Annotated in this window: 14 protein-coding genes; 7 read left to right on the top strand and 7 right to left on the bottom strand. The window is 41.9% G+C overall.

Annotation, left to right across the window (positions count from 1 at the left end):
- Window positions 1-77 precede the first annotated feature (77 nt).
- Genes QUE86_RS11880 through QUE86_RS11870 form a run of 3 tightly spaced genes read left to right on the top strand, consistent with a single transcriptional unit; the run spans window position 78 to window position 2432 of the window.
- Entirely contained in the window at window positions 78-1229 is a 1152-nt protein-coding gene (locus tag QUE86_RS11880; protein ID WP_167657883.1) for a hypothetical protein, read from the top strand.
- Between the two features lie 48 nt (window positions 1230-1277).
- Entirely contained in the window at window positions 1278-2168 is an 891-nt protein-coding gene (locus QUE86_RS11875) for a dienelactone hydrolase family protein (RefSeq protein ID WP_130052160.1), read from the top strand.
- A gap of 48 nt (window positions 2169-2216) precedes the next feature.
- On the top strand, window positions 2217-2432 hold the full coding sequence (locus QUE86_RS11870) for a hypothetical protein (RefSeq protein WP_130052161.1): 216 nt from the start codon (window positions 2217-2219) through the stop codon (window positions 2430-2432).
- Window positions 2433-2507: 75 nt separating this feature from the next.
- Here the strand turns inward: QUE86_RS11870 and QUE86_RS11865 are convergent, their stop codons facing one another.
- From QUE86_RS11865 to QUE86_RS11855, 3 genes are all read right to left on the bottom strand, one after another.
- A complete protein-coding gene (locus QUE86_RS11865) occupies window positions 2508-3215 on the bottom strand; it encodes a TorF family putative porin (protein WP_130052162.1) in 708 nt (235 codons plus the stop codon).
- A 225-nt stretch (window positions 3216-3440) separates the two neighbouring features.
- A complete protein-coding gene (locus tag QUE86_RS11860; RefSeq protein ID WP_130052163.1) occupies window positions 3441-3908 on the bottom strand; it encodes a nuclear transport factor 2 family protein in 468 nt (155 codons plus the stop codon).
- 89 nt (window positions 3909-3997) lie between these two features.
- Entirely contained in the window at window positions 3998-5179 is a 1182-nt protein-coding gene (locus tag QUE86_RS11855) for an MFS transporter (RefSeq protein WP_130052164.1), read from the bottom strand.
- 110 nt (window positions 5180-5289) lie between these two features.
- On the opposite strand from QUE86_RS11855, the gene QUE86_RS11850 reads away from it, so the two are divergent.
- Window positions 5290-6177 (top strand): LysR substrate-binding domain-containing protein, encoded by an 888-nt coding sequence (locus tag QUE86_RS11850; protein WP_286257402.1) that lies wholly within the window; start codon window positions 5290-5292, stop codon window positions 6175-6177.
- A gap of 98 nt (window positions 6178-6275) precedes the next feature.
- Window positions 6276-7364: an alkene reductase gene (locus QUE86_RS11845; protein ID WP_286257400.1), complete on the top strand. Its 1089-nt coding sequence runs from the start codon at window positions 6276-6278 to the stop codon at window positions 7362-7364.
- Window positions 7365-7371: 7 nt separating this feature from the next.
- Here QUE86_RS11845 and QUE86_RS11840 read toward each other — a convergent pair whose 3' ends face one another.
- Window positions 7372-7809, bottom strand: coding sequence for an MBOAT family O-acyltransferase (locus QUE86_RS11840; protein ID WP_286257399.1), 438 nt, complete (start codon window positions 7807-7809; stop codon window positions 7372-7374).
- 150 nt (window positions 7810-7959) lie between these two features.
- The gene (hrpB, locus tag QUE86_RS11835) at window positions 7960-10380 is read right to left on the bottom strand and encodes an ATP-dependent helicase HrpB (RefSeq protein ID WP_286257397.1); all 2421 of its coding nucleotides are present in this window, start codon (window positions 10378-10380) and stop codon (window positions 7960-7962) included.
- A 169-nt stretch (window positions 10381-10549) separates the two neighbouring features.
- On the opposite strand from hrpB, the gene QUE86_RS11830 reads away from it, so the two are divergent.
- Window positions 10550-11317 carry a substrate-binding periplasmic protein gene (locus QUE86_RS11830; protein WP_256854807.1) on the top strand — a complete coding sequence of 256 codons (768 nt, stop codon included), beginning with the start codon at window positions 10550-10552 and terminating at the stop codon, window positions 11315-11317.
- A gap of 196 nt (window positions 11318-11513) precedes the next feature.
- Window positions 11514-11711: a CsbD family protein gene (locus QUE86_RS11825; protein WP_130052324.1), complete on the top strand. Its 198-nt coding sequence runs from the start codon at window positions 11514-11516 to the stop codon at window positions 11709-11711.
- A gap of 40 nt (window positions 11712-11751) precedes the next feature.
- On the opposite strand, the gene QUE86_RS11820 is transcribed toward QUE86_RS11825, so the two are convergent.
- Together QUE86_RS11820 and metH are read right to left on the bottom strand one after the other, a co-directional pair.
- Window positions 11752-12792: a GGDEF domain-containing protein gene (locus QUE86_RS11820; RefSeq protein WP_239977537.1), complete on the bottom strand. Its 1041-nt coding sequence runs from the start codon at window positions 12790-12792 to the stop codon at window positions 11752-11754.
- Window positions 12793-13001: 209 nt separating this feature from the next.
- A complete protein-coding gene (gene metH, locus QUE86_RS11815) occupies window positions 13002-15632 on the bottom strand; it encodes a methionine synthase (protein ID WP_286257392.1) in 2631 nt (876 codons plus the stop codon).
- Between the last annotated feature and the right edge of the window lie 8 nt (window positions 15633-15640).

Raw genomic sequence — 15640 nt, 5'->3', positions numbered from 1 at the left:
ATTCAATCCTATTAGATTGCTTCTACGACTATGAATAGTGTAGCGTGAGTAAGCGTAAAAAACTGTCGGGGGGCGTTATGCTAACTAAGCAACATCTTATCAAGTATTTATCTCTTTCAATACTGCTACTTTTTTGTTGGCTAGAGCATTATAACCATTTCATCATGCGCTTTATCGACAGCGCCCTTGTGCAATCAACACTTGTCTATGCTTCATCTCGAACAGTCAATGCAGCTATATCGCTGTTGCAATCAGCCGAAGTGGGCATTGGTATTGCCAGTATTCAACCTGCACAGCTTCTTGACCCAGTAAATGACTTAGCAGAATACATGTCGGATGCCATGCGCCTTGCAATAGGCTCGTTATTCTTACAGCGCATTTTATACACCATTTCTTCTGGAGTTATTTTTAGCGGTGTATTTACAGTTTCAGTTGTCGCTTACTTTATTTGTGAATGGCGTAATTATTTGCCTAACGTACGTCATAAGATTATGGCAAGCTTGATTTTAATTCGCTTTTTAGTACCTGCGGTGGTGCTTACAACAGGCCTCGTTAGCCAGATATTCTTAGATGAGCAAATAAACCAGCAAAGTGAAATTGTGAGCGAAAAAGTAGAGACTGTTAATAGCAGTGCAAATAATGCCTCTGCCCTATCGGCTAAGCTAAAAGCTGAGGTCGATAGTGAAAAACAAACTATCTTCGACAAGTTATCGCTATTAAATGAGCAGCAAATTAAAAACCACCAGCGAGCCACTGAGCTCAAAGGTGATTTGGCAGAGATCGAAACACAAATAGAAGCGATTCAAGCAACCCGCAGCTTGTCTGAAAGACTCACTTTTACTGAGCTTGAACAAGCCAAGCCACTACTTGATAAAAAGCAGCAATTAACAAAGCAATTTAATGCTGTACTCGCGCAACAAAGAGCGCTTAACCTAGACAAAGACGCCTTAAACGAACAATTAGAAAACCTTAACGCATCACTCAATCAAAACCAATCGTCACAGGTGAGTAAAATTATTGATACCGTTACCTCTGGCATTAGCAACATGGTGGCTGCCGTCGAAGACTTATTTATCGACTTTTTGAATATCTTGTCACTGCTGATTTTAAAGCTGTTGCTAATGCCGCTAATATTTTTATTCCTATTTAACAAAGCCTTTAAGGCTATTTGGCAGCGCCGCTTTATGGATGTACTAATGCAAACAAAGCAATTGGCTGTTAATCGCTGATATTTCAGCTAAAGTTATAAACCTAACTCGTTTTTAAAGGATATAAGTATGACTGAGCAACGCCATAACCACATTCCCCAAGAAGCTTTCGATTGGTACGATGAATACGCCCATGGCTTAATGGATCGCCGCACCTTTATGAAAAAGCTTGGTGGCTTAGCAGCCCTTGGTTATTCAATGGCAATGCTAAGTAGCGCTTTACTGCCAAACTACGCATTAGCTGAGCAAGTATCCTTTAATGACCCTGATATTAAAGCCAGCTATAAAACCTTTGATTCGTTTAAAGGTCATGGCGAAGGAAAAGGTTATTTAGTCGAACCCGCTAATTTAACCGGTAAGCACCCATTAGTCTTAGTGATCCACGAAAACAGAGGCTTAAACCCTTATATTAAAGATGTTGCTCGTCGCCTTGCCAAAGCCGGTTTTATTGCCTTTGCGCCAGATGCATTACACCCTCTTGGTGGCTACCCTGGCAACGATGATGAAGGGCGTGCAATGCAGCGCTCTATGGATAAACAAAAAATCCAACAAGATTTTATCGCCGCAGCTGAATATATAAAAAGACACCCAAATAGTAATGGCAAACTCGGTGCGGTAGGCTTTTGCTTTGGTGGTTATATGGTCAACTACCTAGCAGCAGTTGATAGCAAACTAATTAATGCAGGCGTACCCTATTACGGCACACCCGCAGTCAAAGAGCTCAGACAAAACATCAAAGCCCCTCTACTAGTGCATTTAGCTGAGTTTGATAACCGCGTTAATGCAACATGGCCAGAATACGAGAGCGACTTAAAAGCCCATCAAGTGCCTTACACTATGCATATGTATGAACAAGCAAATCATGGTTTTCATAACGACTCCACATCGCGTTATGATGAAAAGCAGGCAGAGCTTTCATGGCAACGCACATTGGCGTTTTTCAATGAGCAATTGATTTAAACAGAGCAATTTCATACACTCTCGAAAAAATTTTAGGCTAGAAAAAAGATGGAATCGCAAGTCAGTTATCGCTTTGACTCACAGCAAACCGCCAATCGGTTTTTAAACAAGCTTAAACATTGGTCAGTGGCTAAAGTCACTGCGACACTTTGCCAAGGTGGTTATGGCGTGAAAATACGTTACGAAGTCGATACGAGTGACTTTGATTACACCCTTGCTGAGCTTGATGATTTAGCGATGCAGCACGAAGGCGAAGAGATTTAATCCTCATCCATTAAGATACTCTAAGCATAAAAAACGGCTAACCAAGGTTAGCCGTTTCGTTTATTAAAGCAGAGCTTATAAATCAAAGCTGCGTGAAATAGACGCTACAATTCGCTCATCTGCGGTATCCCAGTCAAGGCTGGTGTTTTCGCCAGCAAGCTCGAAATCAAAACCTGCAAAGCTTGTTTGATAAGCTAAACGATAATGATTGTATGATTTATCGTTGCCATCCCAGGCAAACTTATTACCATCGAGAGAATTAGAAATATCAAAGCTGGCACGAATTGCATGATTTGGTGCAATTTCAAAGGTATGGGCAACCATAGAAATCACATGCCCTGCATCGGTACCAAAGTAATCCCAAGCGTACCAAAAGTTAAGTTCTGTGAAACCTAGGCTATTGGTATAGCCAAACTTTGCATAAGTCTCAAAATAGTTACCGTCGCTTGAGTAATCTTCACCATGATATGAATAGTAAGCAATACCATAATCAACACTAAGGGCGTCGTTTATCTCAACATAATTACCGAAATATGCATCCCACTCAATGTCAGTACCATCGCCAAAATCTACATTTGAAGCCCAAGTCCCCACATACATACCTGAATCCGCAAAGGCATAATCTAAGCTGCCTTGAATCGCTGGATCATTCATGGTTTGGCTCACACCGTTAAAGGTGTAATCTGACGCCAATGTAACCGTAGCCGATAAGTCAGCCATTGCTGATGTCGATAGTAATGCCAATGGCAACGCTGCCGCTAATACTGTTTGTCTTGTTGTCATGTTGGTTTCCTAAACTTAATGCAGTTATGTTTAGCATCATTCTCAATTACAGATAAAACATCATTTTTGGGATGCACTTAAATTACATCACCGCACAAATAAAATTTTACTCAGTCTAAATTTAAGCCAATGTCATTGATACGAACTAAATTTATCATCATTAAGTTTAGGTTATTTATATGAAAAAGGATCGTAGAAAAGTAGCCTAATTCAAAATTGATGGATTCATTCGTGGTATTTACGAATAACCGCTATCTTGCCATCTTCTATTTCGAGCACATCCATAATGGTTTGCGTGTATTCAATTTCTTGCTGGTTTTGTGGGTGTATACCTTTAGCGTGATGGGTATAACGTAAGGCAATGGCCGAATCATTAAAAATAAAGGTATCGAGTAAGTTTGCTTGATATTCAGTGTGCGCCCCAAGGTAAAAAGTCATGCCTTTGCGCATCATGGCTTTACCATCTGGTTCTCTTGAATCATCAGTTTGATAAGGTAAGTGCTGGTTTGCTACGTCGTCAGTTAATAAAGCTAAAAAGGCTTCTAACTCTTTTTTGGTGGCATTAGGTGCTTGTGTTGCAACCATGGTATTGAAGTACTGCTGTGCTAATGCTGTCAGCTCTGGGTTAGCTTGCTTTGCATGGCTGCTAAATGCGCTTAGCAAACAAATAGCCAGAAAATAAAGGTGCTTCATCGTTATTCCTTGTGGTTTTAGTTATTGACTAAGAATCAAATTACGAACCTAAAATAACGACAAAACCCCTAACTATCAATAGTTTATTTTTAAGCTGTTTGTGGCTTTATAAGCGCTCGTTTATCTAAATAACCGCTGTATCTTGTTGCAATTAACGCCGCTAAACTAATAATAGCGCCAATCCAAGCAGTGTCTTGTAATGAGTAGTTTTCAACGACAACGCCTCCTAACACTGAACCTAGCGCAATACCGATATTAAACGCTGCAATGTTTAACCCAGAGGCCACATCAACGGCATTGGGTGTGAATTTTTCAGCAAGTTTAACCACATAAACTTGCAGCCCAGGAACATTACCAAATGCAAATGCACCCCATACGAGTATGGTTAGTACCGCTGCTACTTTAGATTGCATGGTAAAGGTCAGTACTAATAGCACAATACTTAAAGCACTAAAGATAATAGTAAGCGCACTAATCGGGCCCTTTTTATCGGCTAACTTACCACCGTATATATTCCCAACAGCAACCGATACCCCGTAAACCAGCATGATTAAGCTAATGGTGGCAGATGCAAAACCAGTTTGCTGCTCTAAAATGGGCGCTAAATAAGTGAAGGCAGTAAATGTCCCACCATAACCAAGTATGGTCATCAAATACACCAGTAAAAGCCTAGGTTGCACCATTACCTTTAATTGCTCACCCAACGTGGCTGCTTTACTTTGCTTTAAGTTGCTTGGAATTAAAAATGCGCTGCCAATAAGTGCTATTAAACCCAATAAAGACACCACTAAAAAGGTCGCTCGCCAGCCAAAATGTTGACCAATCCAAGTCCCTAATGGCACACCGGTTACTAATGCAACCGTTAAACCAGTAAACATAATCGCGATAGCACTGGCTTCTTTATCTTTACTGACAAGCCCGGTAGCGATGGTTGAACCAATCGAGAAAAATACCCCATGAGCAAGGCCTGTTAGAACCCTTGCGGTGATCAAACTACCATAACTAGGTGCTTGCCAAGCCAGTAAGTTACCGATAACAAAAAGACTCATTAAACTAAGTAATACATGTTTTCGATTCCAGCGCCCGGTAAGCGCAGTTAGTACTGGCGCCCCCACCGCAACCCCTAATGCATACAAGCTAACAAGTAACCCAGCACTCGGTAACGAAACCATCAAATCATCAGCGATAGTTGGTACTAAGCCGACAATCACAAACTCAGTGGTGCCTATGGCAAACGCACTGAGAGTTAACGCAAGTAATGCTATTGGCATCACATATCCTCTATTAATTTTTGAAAGTGCGGCTATTGTGGCTAAAATTAAATTTGCAAAAAATAGCGATAGTGACAAAATACTTTTGTCAAAAATGAAAAGGTAAAGCCATGAGTGTGGTCTCCAATACCCAAGATTTAGAAGCATTTATTAGCGTGGTTGATACCGGCGGGTTCTCAAGTGCAGCCAATGCCTTAGATGAGCAAGTAGCAAAAATATCACGGGCGGTGACTCGGCTCGAAAAATCCTTAAACGTTACTTTATTCAATCGCACCACAAGGCGCATTGAGCTGACCGAAGAAGGCGAGATATTTTTAGGCTATGCTAGAGAAGCACTCAGTCAGCTTGCACAAGGCGAAGAAGCCTTAAAACTCCTACACAGTGCCCCATCAGGAAAGTTAAGAGTCGATGCCGCGAGCCCCTTTGTGTTTCACCAATTAGCGCCACATTTAAAAGCCTTTAATCACGCTTATCCTGATATAAAGCTCGAGATCACCAGCCACGACAACATTATCGATTTGCTTGAACATAAAACCGATATTGCCATTCGTATTGGCGAACTTGCTGACTCAAACTTGCATGCGCGCACTTTGGGCATAAGCAAACTACAGCTAGTAGCAAGCCCTGATTATTTACAAGCTGCACCACCATTAAATGAGCTAACCGATTTAGCCTCACAACAACTTATTGGTTTTACCGATGCACCGCATTTAAACCACTGGCCGCTAACCACGCCTTTAGAGCTTAAATTTTCAATCAGTGCTTCAAGTGGTGAAACTGTTCGCCAGCTTTGTATTCAAGGTCACGGCATTACCTTGTTGTCGGAATTTATGATCAATGAAGATTTAAAAGCAGGCCGTTTAGTAAAAGTGCTCGAAGGCGAAGTGCTGAGCCCTAATCGCCGCGAAAAAGTGCATGCGGTGTATTATCAAAACAGCGGTGTGTCATCACGAGTATTAGCATTTTTAGACTTTATAGCACCAAGGTTAACGCTATAGTTTTTTCATTTTTAGCAAAAGTGTTTTGTGATTACTGGCATTAATTTCATAAATAACTTTCGTTATGCTGAAAGCATATTCGCTTTTAAGGAGCCGTAATGAACAAATTATTCGAAACCGTACAACTTGCCGGTCATACATTAAAAAACCGCATTGTTATGCCACCAATGACACGCTCTCGCTCATCACAACCGGGTGATATCGCCAATGAGTTAATGGCCGACTACTATGCCCAACGTGCCAGCGCAGGCTTAATCATTAGCGAAGGTACACAAATATCAGCGCTAGGTAAGGGCTATGCTTGGACGCCGGGTATTTATACTCCCGAGCAAATTGTCGGTTGGAAGAAAGTAACCGACAAAGTTCATCAAGCTGGTGGCATTATGTTCGCTCAGCTTTGGCATGTTGGCCGAGTGTCTCACCCAAGTAACACGGGTGGCGAGCAACCCATTGCGCCATCAGCCATTGCAGCCAAGGACGTAAAAGTTTTTATTGATGAAGATGACAAACCCGACTTTGTTGCCACATCACTGCCACTCGCAATGAGCCATGACGACATCAAACAGGTTATAAACGAATACCGCCAAGCTGCCCGTAATGCAGTTGATGCAGGGTTTGATGGTATTGAACTACATGCTGCTAATGGTTATTTAATTAATCAATTTATTGATTCAGAGTCGAACCAACGCACTGATGAATACGGCGGCAGTTTAGAAAACCGCTTACGTTTTTTACAACAAGTGACACAAGCGGTTTGTGATGAAATTGGCGCTGAGCGTGTAGGCGTGCGCCTTGCACCACTCACAACACTCAATGGTACGGTTGATGATAACCCCTTTGAAACCTATATTGGCGCAGCAAAAGTACTCAATGACCTAAACGTTGCTTACTTGCACATTGCCGAAGCTGATTGGGATGACGCGCCACTAATGGGGCAAAGCTTTAAGCAAGCACTACGTGAAAACTATGCCGGATTAATGATTTATGCAGGCAAGTACACTGGCGATAAAGCAGAGCAAGCATTAGCCGCAGGTTGGGCTGATTTAATTGGCTTTGGTCGTCCGTTTGTTGCCAACCCAGATCTGCCAGCTCGTATTGAACAAGGTATTGAGCTTGCTCAGCATGATCCAGATACCTTATTTGGAGGCGGTGCTAAAGGCTACACCGACTACCCTTTAGCAACGTAATAACACGCTAAAAAAGTAAGCTCGTCAACCAATAGCCCAGCACAATAAAGCTGATGTTGGCGAGCGCTCTTAACCACCAAGGAGCAGAGCTAAACTGAAGTTGGCTGTACTTGCTTAGCAATACCAAAGCGCCCATCACAGTAAACCAAGGAGTAAAAAAGAATATTGGCTTTAACTTCACTAAACTCACGGCTAAATCGTGCAGCGCTCCGCTTACGGCAAAGGTCACAACAACGGCACACCAAACCGGCATAATGTCATTGCAAGGCTTCATCACATAACGAGATAAATAATAGCTCCAAACCGGATTCCAATATCGCCAAAATAAATAAAACGAACCAGCACCCAGCGAACGTATCAGCATGTTGCGCAGCGAATCTTTATGGCCAATGGGCACACCTGTGCGTTTTTTAACGTATTGAGTAAGGGTTATAGCAGCAGACACCGACTTTCTCTTTTTTACTTATGACTAATTCAGACTACTAAACAACCAGTAAAAGAGAAACCAAAACAAGGCTAGAAATTGTAACGGTTTATGAAGTGAGCAGTTCTAAGGTAGGCAATAAAGCTGAGCTAAGCGCTCACTTCATTACAGTCACATCTTACTTTTCACTTTGTTGGTCGCTTGACTGATGGCAGGGTTGTCTGGCCAAAAATGTTTTGGGTAACGCCCTTTCATTTCTTTTTGTACATCGCGGTAACTCGTTTGCCAAAAGTTAGCTAAGTCTTGAGTTAACTGCAGCGGTCGCCTCGCTGGTGATAATAGCTCCATTAATAATGGCAACTTACCTTGCGCAAGTAAAGGCGTGCTGGTCATGCCATACACTTCTTGCATACGAACACTTAGCTTTGCAGGGCCATCAAGCTGATAAGTCACTTTTACATTTGAACCACTTGGCACGATTAATCGTATGGGAAGTAATTCATTTAATAAGCTTTGCTGCTGCCAATCAAAACAACTTTTAATCGCTTCGCTGTAGTTAAACTTTTTTAACTGCTCAAGGTTTTTAATATCATCAAAATAAGGTGCAAGCCATTGGTTATCAACAATTAATTCATCACGATTAAAAAGTGGGAATGATTCTGGTAACAGCTTACTTGCTAAGCTCATTCGAATCAGTAACTGCTCACTGTCGGGCTGTTCATTAAATAACGAAAAACCCTGCTTACTAAATAAGTTTAACCACGCTTTAGTGCGCTCGCTCTTATCTAGGGGCTGTTTACTTGGCTGACTCGCTATGGTGATAGCACCGAGCTTGAGCTCATCTTGATGGATAAAGCGCCCTGCTTTCTCATCGTATTCGCAGCGAGTTTGCTCAGTAAATAAATGCGAAAGCTCATCTTCAAGCTCACTTGGCATAAAGGCAACAGCAGCGAAAACACGGTTTCCCTTATGACCGCCCATGTGAGCAATGGCAATATAATCATCGTTATGCCAAAACTCCTCACTTAAGTCTGCGCCCGCACCATTGGCAAGTAAATAACCATTACCGCGCTTTTTTGCTAGCCGGTCAGGAAAAGCAAGCGCCACCAGCACCGCTAAATACTCTGTTTTAAGCTCATCAACCGGCTTGAGCTGCAAGCGTGATAGCCAATAAGTTAATTGCTGCTTAAATACTGGGTGCGGTTTGCTGTGCTGACTATGTAATGCCAAATTAAGATCAGCAGGCATACTAATGCGGCTTTCAAGCAGTGCAGTTAAATACCCCGCTAATATATAAATACCAGGCATGCGCTGCTCTAGTTGCTTTGCTTTAATAAGCATGTGCGAGAGGCGAATATCAGCTCCATAGCTCAGCATTTGGCTGCCAAGCGAGGTCAGCTTTTCATTTTCATCAATAGCTTCGAGCATTTTCAAAAGTGCCGTTGCCTGCTTAATTTGCTGGCTACTTGGTGGGTCGAGTAAGCTTAGCTCAGCAAGTGATGCCCCCCACTGTTTTGTCTCTAATAACAACTGACTAATATCACTGGTAAGAATTTCTGGCGCATCATGGCTGTTACGGCGCTCAAAGGTTTGCTTAGAGCCTAATCGATACACAACCCCCGGCTCAATTCGTCCAGCACGACCACCGCGCTGTATAGCTGAAGAACGAGAGATACTTTGAGTAACAAGTTCAGTGACACCGGTTTTTAAATTGAAATTAGCAGCACGGCGTTTGCCGCTATCAACCACAATGCGTATTCCTTCAATGGTCAAACTGGTTTCAGCCACATTGGTGGTTAATACCACTTTGCGTTTGCCATTTTTAGCTGGCGCTATAGCAGCTTGTTGCTCGTTTTTATTTTGCTCACCATACAAGCTAAATACTTCGACACTATCAGCTAAATCGTTTAGGGATTGCTGAACGCGTATGATTTCACGCTGTCCTGGTAAGAATACTAAAGCACTACCCGTTTGCTCACTAAGCGCCTGTTTTATCACGGCGGGTATATCATCAAGCCAGCGGCTTTCGTCTTTAAGTGGAATATACACTTCATCAATGGGGTAGCTTCGCCCTTGAGATGAGATAATAGGGCAGCTAAAAAAGTCACTGTAACGATCGCCGTCTAAGGTTGCCGACATCAGTAAAATTTTTAAATCATCGCGAAGTGCCGCCTGTGTTTCGAGGGCAAATGCCAAAGCTGTATCAGCAGCAATTGAGCGCTCGTGAAATTCATCAAATATAAGTAAATCAACATCACTTAGCTCTGGGTCATTTTGTAACATACGCGTCAGCATGCCTTCGGTGACTATTTCGAGCTTTGTTGCAGCGCTTACTTTTGATTCGCCACGAATACGTAAGCCGACACTTCCGCCGACTTTTTCATTTTGCTGACTTGCCAAGTACTGAGCAATATTGCGAGCGGCGAGTCGTCTTGGCTCTAACATTACAATGCGTTTAAAGTGCCCTTCGCGCATCAAGGTAAGAGGCAGCCATGTTGATTTACCCGCTCCCGGTGGCGCTTGCAATAAGGCCATAGGGTTACTCTGTAATGTGGTTAACAGGGATTGATAAATATCTTGAACTGGCAGCACGTTAGGTATCTCTTACTTTCTTTTCGCGCATTGTATCAAAAAATCAAAAGTTGCGATGAATAGAGGCTTATTTCCTGTATCGAGCTTTACAAGTGAAAACATTGCATTCTGCCTATTTAGGCTTATTCTTGATTAAGCAACCAAACAAAAATCAGGATAAGGAATTAACTTGTTCAGGATTTACTTTCACATTTTAATCACCTTGCTACTTTTGGTTTTGCCGTTTCAAAATGCGTTTAGTCAGCAAAAAATTACGGTAGCACTTGGAAATACCATGCCGCCTTGGGTAATGGTTGAAGACAACTCCGGCATTATTCCGGACTTGCTTCGCGCGACACTCGGTGCACATGGTTATCAAATACAATTCGTCTACGTCCCCTATGCAAGACGGATCACTTTATACAATGAAAACTTAGTTGATGTTGTTTATGATATAAATGAAAAAGTTATCGATACTCATAGAATGAGCGGCTACTTTTCAGATATTGCTTACAGCTATGAGAACTTTGCTTTTAGCCTAACCAAGCAAAACCTTCAGCTTAATTCTATTGGCCAATTAAAACACTTTAGTGTTCTTTCATGGCAAGGTGCTAAAGAATTACTCTCGCCAGAATATCAAGTAATGGCCAGAGAAAATCCACAATACGCAGAAACTTATGATCAATTAGCACAAGTTCAACTTTTGTATCGAAAGCGCTATGAGGTGATCCAGATGGACGGTAAAATTTTTGACTATTACCGAGCATTAATTAACATCAAGGGGGAAATTGATGTCTCTGAACCAGTGCAACGATTTGCATTATTTGGCAAGAATTCGAACGGCTTTTTATTTCGTGACGAAGCCTTAAGAGACCTATTTAACGAGAGCTTACGTAAGCTCAAATCAACTGAAGAATATATACGTATAATAAATCGCTATACATCTAAAAGTCACTGAGCAGCATAAAGCACTACCGGAACAGAAAATTTTACAGACTTTCTTTAAAAACTACGTAGTAATTGCAACTTTCTATCCTCCCTTCTTACTATCATAAAAATAAAACAACTACTAATCAACAATTTAACCAAATAAAACATATGGTACAGCGATTGCTTTTATTAAAGTGAATGTTTAACAAAGTAAGGAGATTATGATGAACAGCGATCGTTTAGAAGGCAATTGGAAAGAGCTTAAAGGTAAAGCACAACGTAAATGGGGTGACCTTACCAATGATGATTTAGATAAAATTGAAGGTAGCCGTAAAGAGCTGGTTGGTAAGCTTCAGCAAAAATACGGTAAATCGAAAGAAGAAGCTGAGCGTGAAGTCAGCGACTTTGAAAAAGGCCATTAATTTGAGCAATCAATAAAGCCGCTTATTGCGGCTTTATATTTTAAGCTGGCTCATGCTTTGCTAAATCTACTTCAGCGACCGTTTGATTTTTACCTTGTGATTTAGCACGGTATAGCCGTTTGTCGGCAATGTTTAAACAATGATCCATGCTCTCACCAGCAACGCGCACGTACAAGCCAATACTTAAGGTGACATGAAAACGATGCTGGCCACTCTTAAATGGCTTTTCAGCGAGTTTTTTATGTATTTTTTCAGCTACTTTTCTGGCCCTAAGTTCATAGCCTGTCGGGATCACAATTAAAAACTCTTCGCCCCCCCAACGGGAAATAACATCTCCTTCTGCGCACACTTTTTTAAATACATCAGCAAAAAATATCAGCACCTCATCGCCCACTTGATGTCCGTAGGTATCGTTTATCTGCTTAAAGTTATCTACATCCATCAGTAAAAACACTGACCCTTCACCAAAGCGCTCATCTTGCAAACATTCTGTTGCATAGCGACGATTAGCGAGTTCTGTCATCGCGTCTGTGCGAGCAAGCTTTTGATTAAGCTTAAGTTGCTCCATTAACTGCAAACTGTATTTATTACGGTAATATTCGTAGAAGCCGGCCAAAATACATAAAATCGAGAAACACAGCATGACCCGTGTAGGAAAGTAGTAGCTCGGATAACTGTAATAACCTAATTGATCGGTAAAGTAGAAAAGCACCGAGATAATAATGGCGAGTAATATAAGATCAAAGGCACCGCGCTTTAAGCCACGAATAAAAAAGGTCACGGGAGATACAATAAATAGCCATAACGGCCCTGTGCCATTGCTGCCACCCGAGACAGTTAAGAAGCACATCATTGCATAAAGTGCGTATAGCATGAGTACTGAGATAAATTGATCACGCCCCTTTATTAAAAAAGGCAAAGCAAAAATTACAACGCCAACAATTAATAAATAACTCAACGCGATGTAGCCATCTTGATAACTTGTGACCGACATCAACAAAGAGGTCACTGCACCAATAAATGCAAATACGCGTAAGAATCGCGCTTTATCTCTCTCGCTTGCATTCACAGTATCAATCACAATTCCACCTTAGACTCCTTGCTCAACCTCAATAACTTTAACACAAATATTTAAATTAGAAGGAAATTACCAATAATTAAGCTATGAAAATGCATTAAAGATAAAAAAGTATGATCAAAAAATGGGCACAAAATAATGGCAATATAGCAGTAAAAAAACGAGCCAGATTTGGCTCGTTTCATTTAAAATTTAAAGCTAATAACTAACTACTATTCAGGTTCATAGCCTAAATTAGGCGACAACCAACGCTCAGCTTCTGCAAGTGTCATGTTGGTCCGCTTGGCATAATCTTCAACCTGATCCTTTTGAATTTGCGCCACAGCATAGTACTTAGCTTCAGGATGAGAAAAATACCAGCCAGATACAGCAGCTCCCGGCCACATTGCGTATGAACTGGTTAGCTTCATACCAATACGCTGCTCGGTATCGAGTAACTGCCAAATTTTCTTCTTCTCTGTATGCTCAGGACAGGCAGGGTAACCTGGCGCTGGGCGAATACCTTGGTAGTTTTCACGGATAAGTTCGTCATTCGATAGATTCTCATCTACCGCATAGCCCCAATACTCTTTACGCACTTGCTCATGCAAATACTCAGCAAAGGCTTCTGCTAAACGGTCTGCAACTGCTTTAACCATGATCTTATTGTAATCATCTTGCTTAGCATCGAAGGCATCGGCAAGGTCATCTTCTTCAAGACCACCAGTTACCGCAAAGGCCCCGAAGTAATCGGGGGTGCCTTTTGGCGCAATATAATCAGCTAAGCAGTAGTTAGCAAAGTCGGTTTTTTCCGTTTGCTGACGCAAATGACACGATGTAGTTAAAAGCGTTGTACGTGACTCATCGGTATAAATCTCAATGTCATCCCCTACTCGGTTTGCTGGGAATAAACCAATTACACCTAGTGGCTGTAGCGCACCTGTTTGCTCAAGCTCATCAAGCATTGCATTGGCATCAGCAAATAAGCTTTTTGCTTGTTCACCGACAATTTCATCTTCAAGAATACGTGGGTATTTGCCAGCAATTGACCACGTCATGAAATAAGGTGTCCAGTCGATGTACTGTCTTAACGTCGCAATCGAAACATTTTTAAACTCAGTCACACCCAGCTTTTTCGGTACAGGTGGCGTGTAGTTGTCCCAATCGAGTTTTACAGCGTTGTCGCGAGCACGCTGTAAAGTAACTGGTTTTGAGCGCGGCTTTTTACGTGCTTGTTGTTCACGTACTTTTTCATACTCAGTTTTAGTTTTCTCTAAAAAAGCTGGCTTTAATTCTTTAGACAATAAATTAGAGACCACACCCACAGCACGGCTAGCATTATTTACGTAAACCACACCTTTATCATACTGCGGCTCAATTTTAACCGCGGTATGCGCTTTAGAGGTTGTTGCACCACCAATCAGTAGCGGTAATTCAAAACCACGGCGAGTCATTTCTTTTGCCACATGCACCATTTCATCTAGCGATGGAGTAATAAGCCCTGATAAACCAATAATATCGGCTTTCTCGTCAATAGCGGTTTGCAAAATTTTCTCTGCCGGCACCATCACACCAAGATCAATGACCTCGTAGTTATTACATTGCAGTACTACGCCTACGATATTCTTACCAATATCGTGCACGTCGCCCTTAACGGTTGCCATAACCACTTTACCGTTCGTTGCGCCTTCTTCTTTTTCAGCTTCAATGAAAGGGTCAAGATAGGCAACGGCACGCTTCATCACACGGGCAGATTTAACAACCTGAGGTAAGAACATTTTACCCGCACCGAATAAGTCACCCACTACGTTCATGCCATCCATAAGCGGGCCTTCGATAACTTCAATCGGCTTAGCTTTGCTCTTACGGCACTCTTCAGTATCTTCGTCGATATACTCAGTAATGCCTTTTACTAGCGCGTGTTCAAGGCGCTTTTCAACAGGCCATGTACGCCATTCTAAATCTTCAACTTTTTCTGCTTGGGCCATACCTGAGTATTTTGGTGCAAGTTCAACAAGTCGCTCACCTGCACCGGGGTCGGTATTGAGGATCACATCTTCCACTGCTTTACGCAGCTCTTCGGGGATATCGTCGTAAACCGCTAATTGGCCAGCATTTACAATACCCATATCCATACCCGCTTTAATCGCATGGTATAAAAACACTGAGTGGATAGCTTCGCGTACTGGGTTGTTACCACGGAACGAAAACGACACATTCGATACACCGCCCGACACTTTACAGTGCGGTAAGCCTTGCTTGATTCGACGCGTACCTTCAATAAATTCAACAGCGTAATTATCGTGCTCTTCAATGCCCGTTGCTACAGCAAAAATATTTGGATCAAAAATAATATCTTCTGGCGGGAAGCCAATATCATCAACAAGTATTTTGTAGCTACGCTGACAAATCTCGAACTTACGATCAGCGGTTTCAGCTTGACCGGCTTCATCAAACGCCATAACAACCGCAGCGGCACCAAAACGTTTTATTATTTTGGCTTGCCGTATGAACGGTTCTTCACCTTCTTTAAGTGAAATTGAATTAACAATGGCTTTACCTTGAATACATTTTAAGCCTGCTTCAATAACGTCCCATTTCGATGAGTCGACCATGATAGGTACTTTTGAGATATCAGGCTCTGATGCAATTAAATTTAAAAACTTTACCATCGCAGCTTTCGAATCCAACATGGCTTCATCCATATTGATATCAATCACTTGCGCACCATTTTCTACTTGTTCACGGGCAACATCGAGGGCAGTCTCGTAATCTTCTTCCATGATTAAGCGTTTAAACTTAGCCGAGCCTGTTACATTGGTACGCTCACCGACGTTAGTAAATACAGCAATTTGGTCAGTCATGTCGGTTT

Source organism: Pseudoalteromonas apostichopi, assembly GCF_030297135.1.
Classification (GTDB): Bacteria; Pseudomonadota; Gammaproteobacteria; order Enterobacterales; family Alteromonadaceae; genus Pseudoalteromonas; species Pseudoalteromonas apostichopi.
Note: the sequence above shows the minus strand (reverse complement) of the source record. Positions and strands in the feature narration are given on the sequence as shown.

Coding starts and splice junctions, on each gene's coding strand:
- QUE86_RS11880 (WP_167657883.1), top strand. CDS start 78: ATGCTAACTAAGCAACATCTTATCAAGTATTTATCTCTTTCAATACTG.
- QUE86_RS11875 (WP_130052160.1), top strand. CDS start 1,278: ATGACTGAGCAACGCCATAACCACATTCCCCAAGAAGCTTTCGATTGG.
- QUE86_RS11870 (WP_130052161.1), top strand. CDS start 2,217: ATGGAATCGCAAGTCAGTTATCGCTTTGACTCACAGCAAACCGCCAAT.
- QUE86_RS11865 (WP_130052162.1), bottom strand. CDS start 3,215: ATGACAACAAGACAAACAGTATTAGCGGCAGCGTTGCCATTGGCATTA.
- QUE86_RS11860 (WP_130052163.1), bottom strand. CDS start 3,908: ATGAAGCACCTTTATTTTCTGGCTATTTGTTTGCTAAGCGCATTTAGC.
- QUE86_RS11855 (WP_130052164.1), bottom strand. CDS start 5,179: ATGCCAATAGCATTACTTGCGTTAACTCTCAGTGCGTTTGCCATAGGC.
- QUE86_RS11850 (WP_286257402.1), top strand. CDS start 5,290: ATGAGTGTGGTCTCCAATACCCAAGATTTAGAAGCATTTATTAGCGTG.
- QUE86_RS11845 (WP_286257400.1), top strand. CDS start 6,276: ATGAACAAATTATTCGAAACCGTACAACTTGCCGGTCATACATTAAAA.
- QUE86_RS11825 (WP_130052324.1), top strand. CDS start 11,514: ATGAACAGCGATCGTTTAGAAGGCAATTGGAAAGAGCTTAAAGGTAAA.
- metH (WP_286257392.1), bottom strand. CDS start 15,632: ATGACTGACCAAATTGCTGTATTTACTAACGTCGGTGAGCGTACCAAT.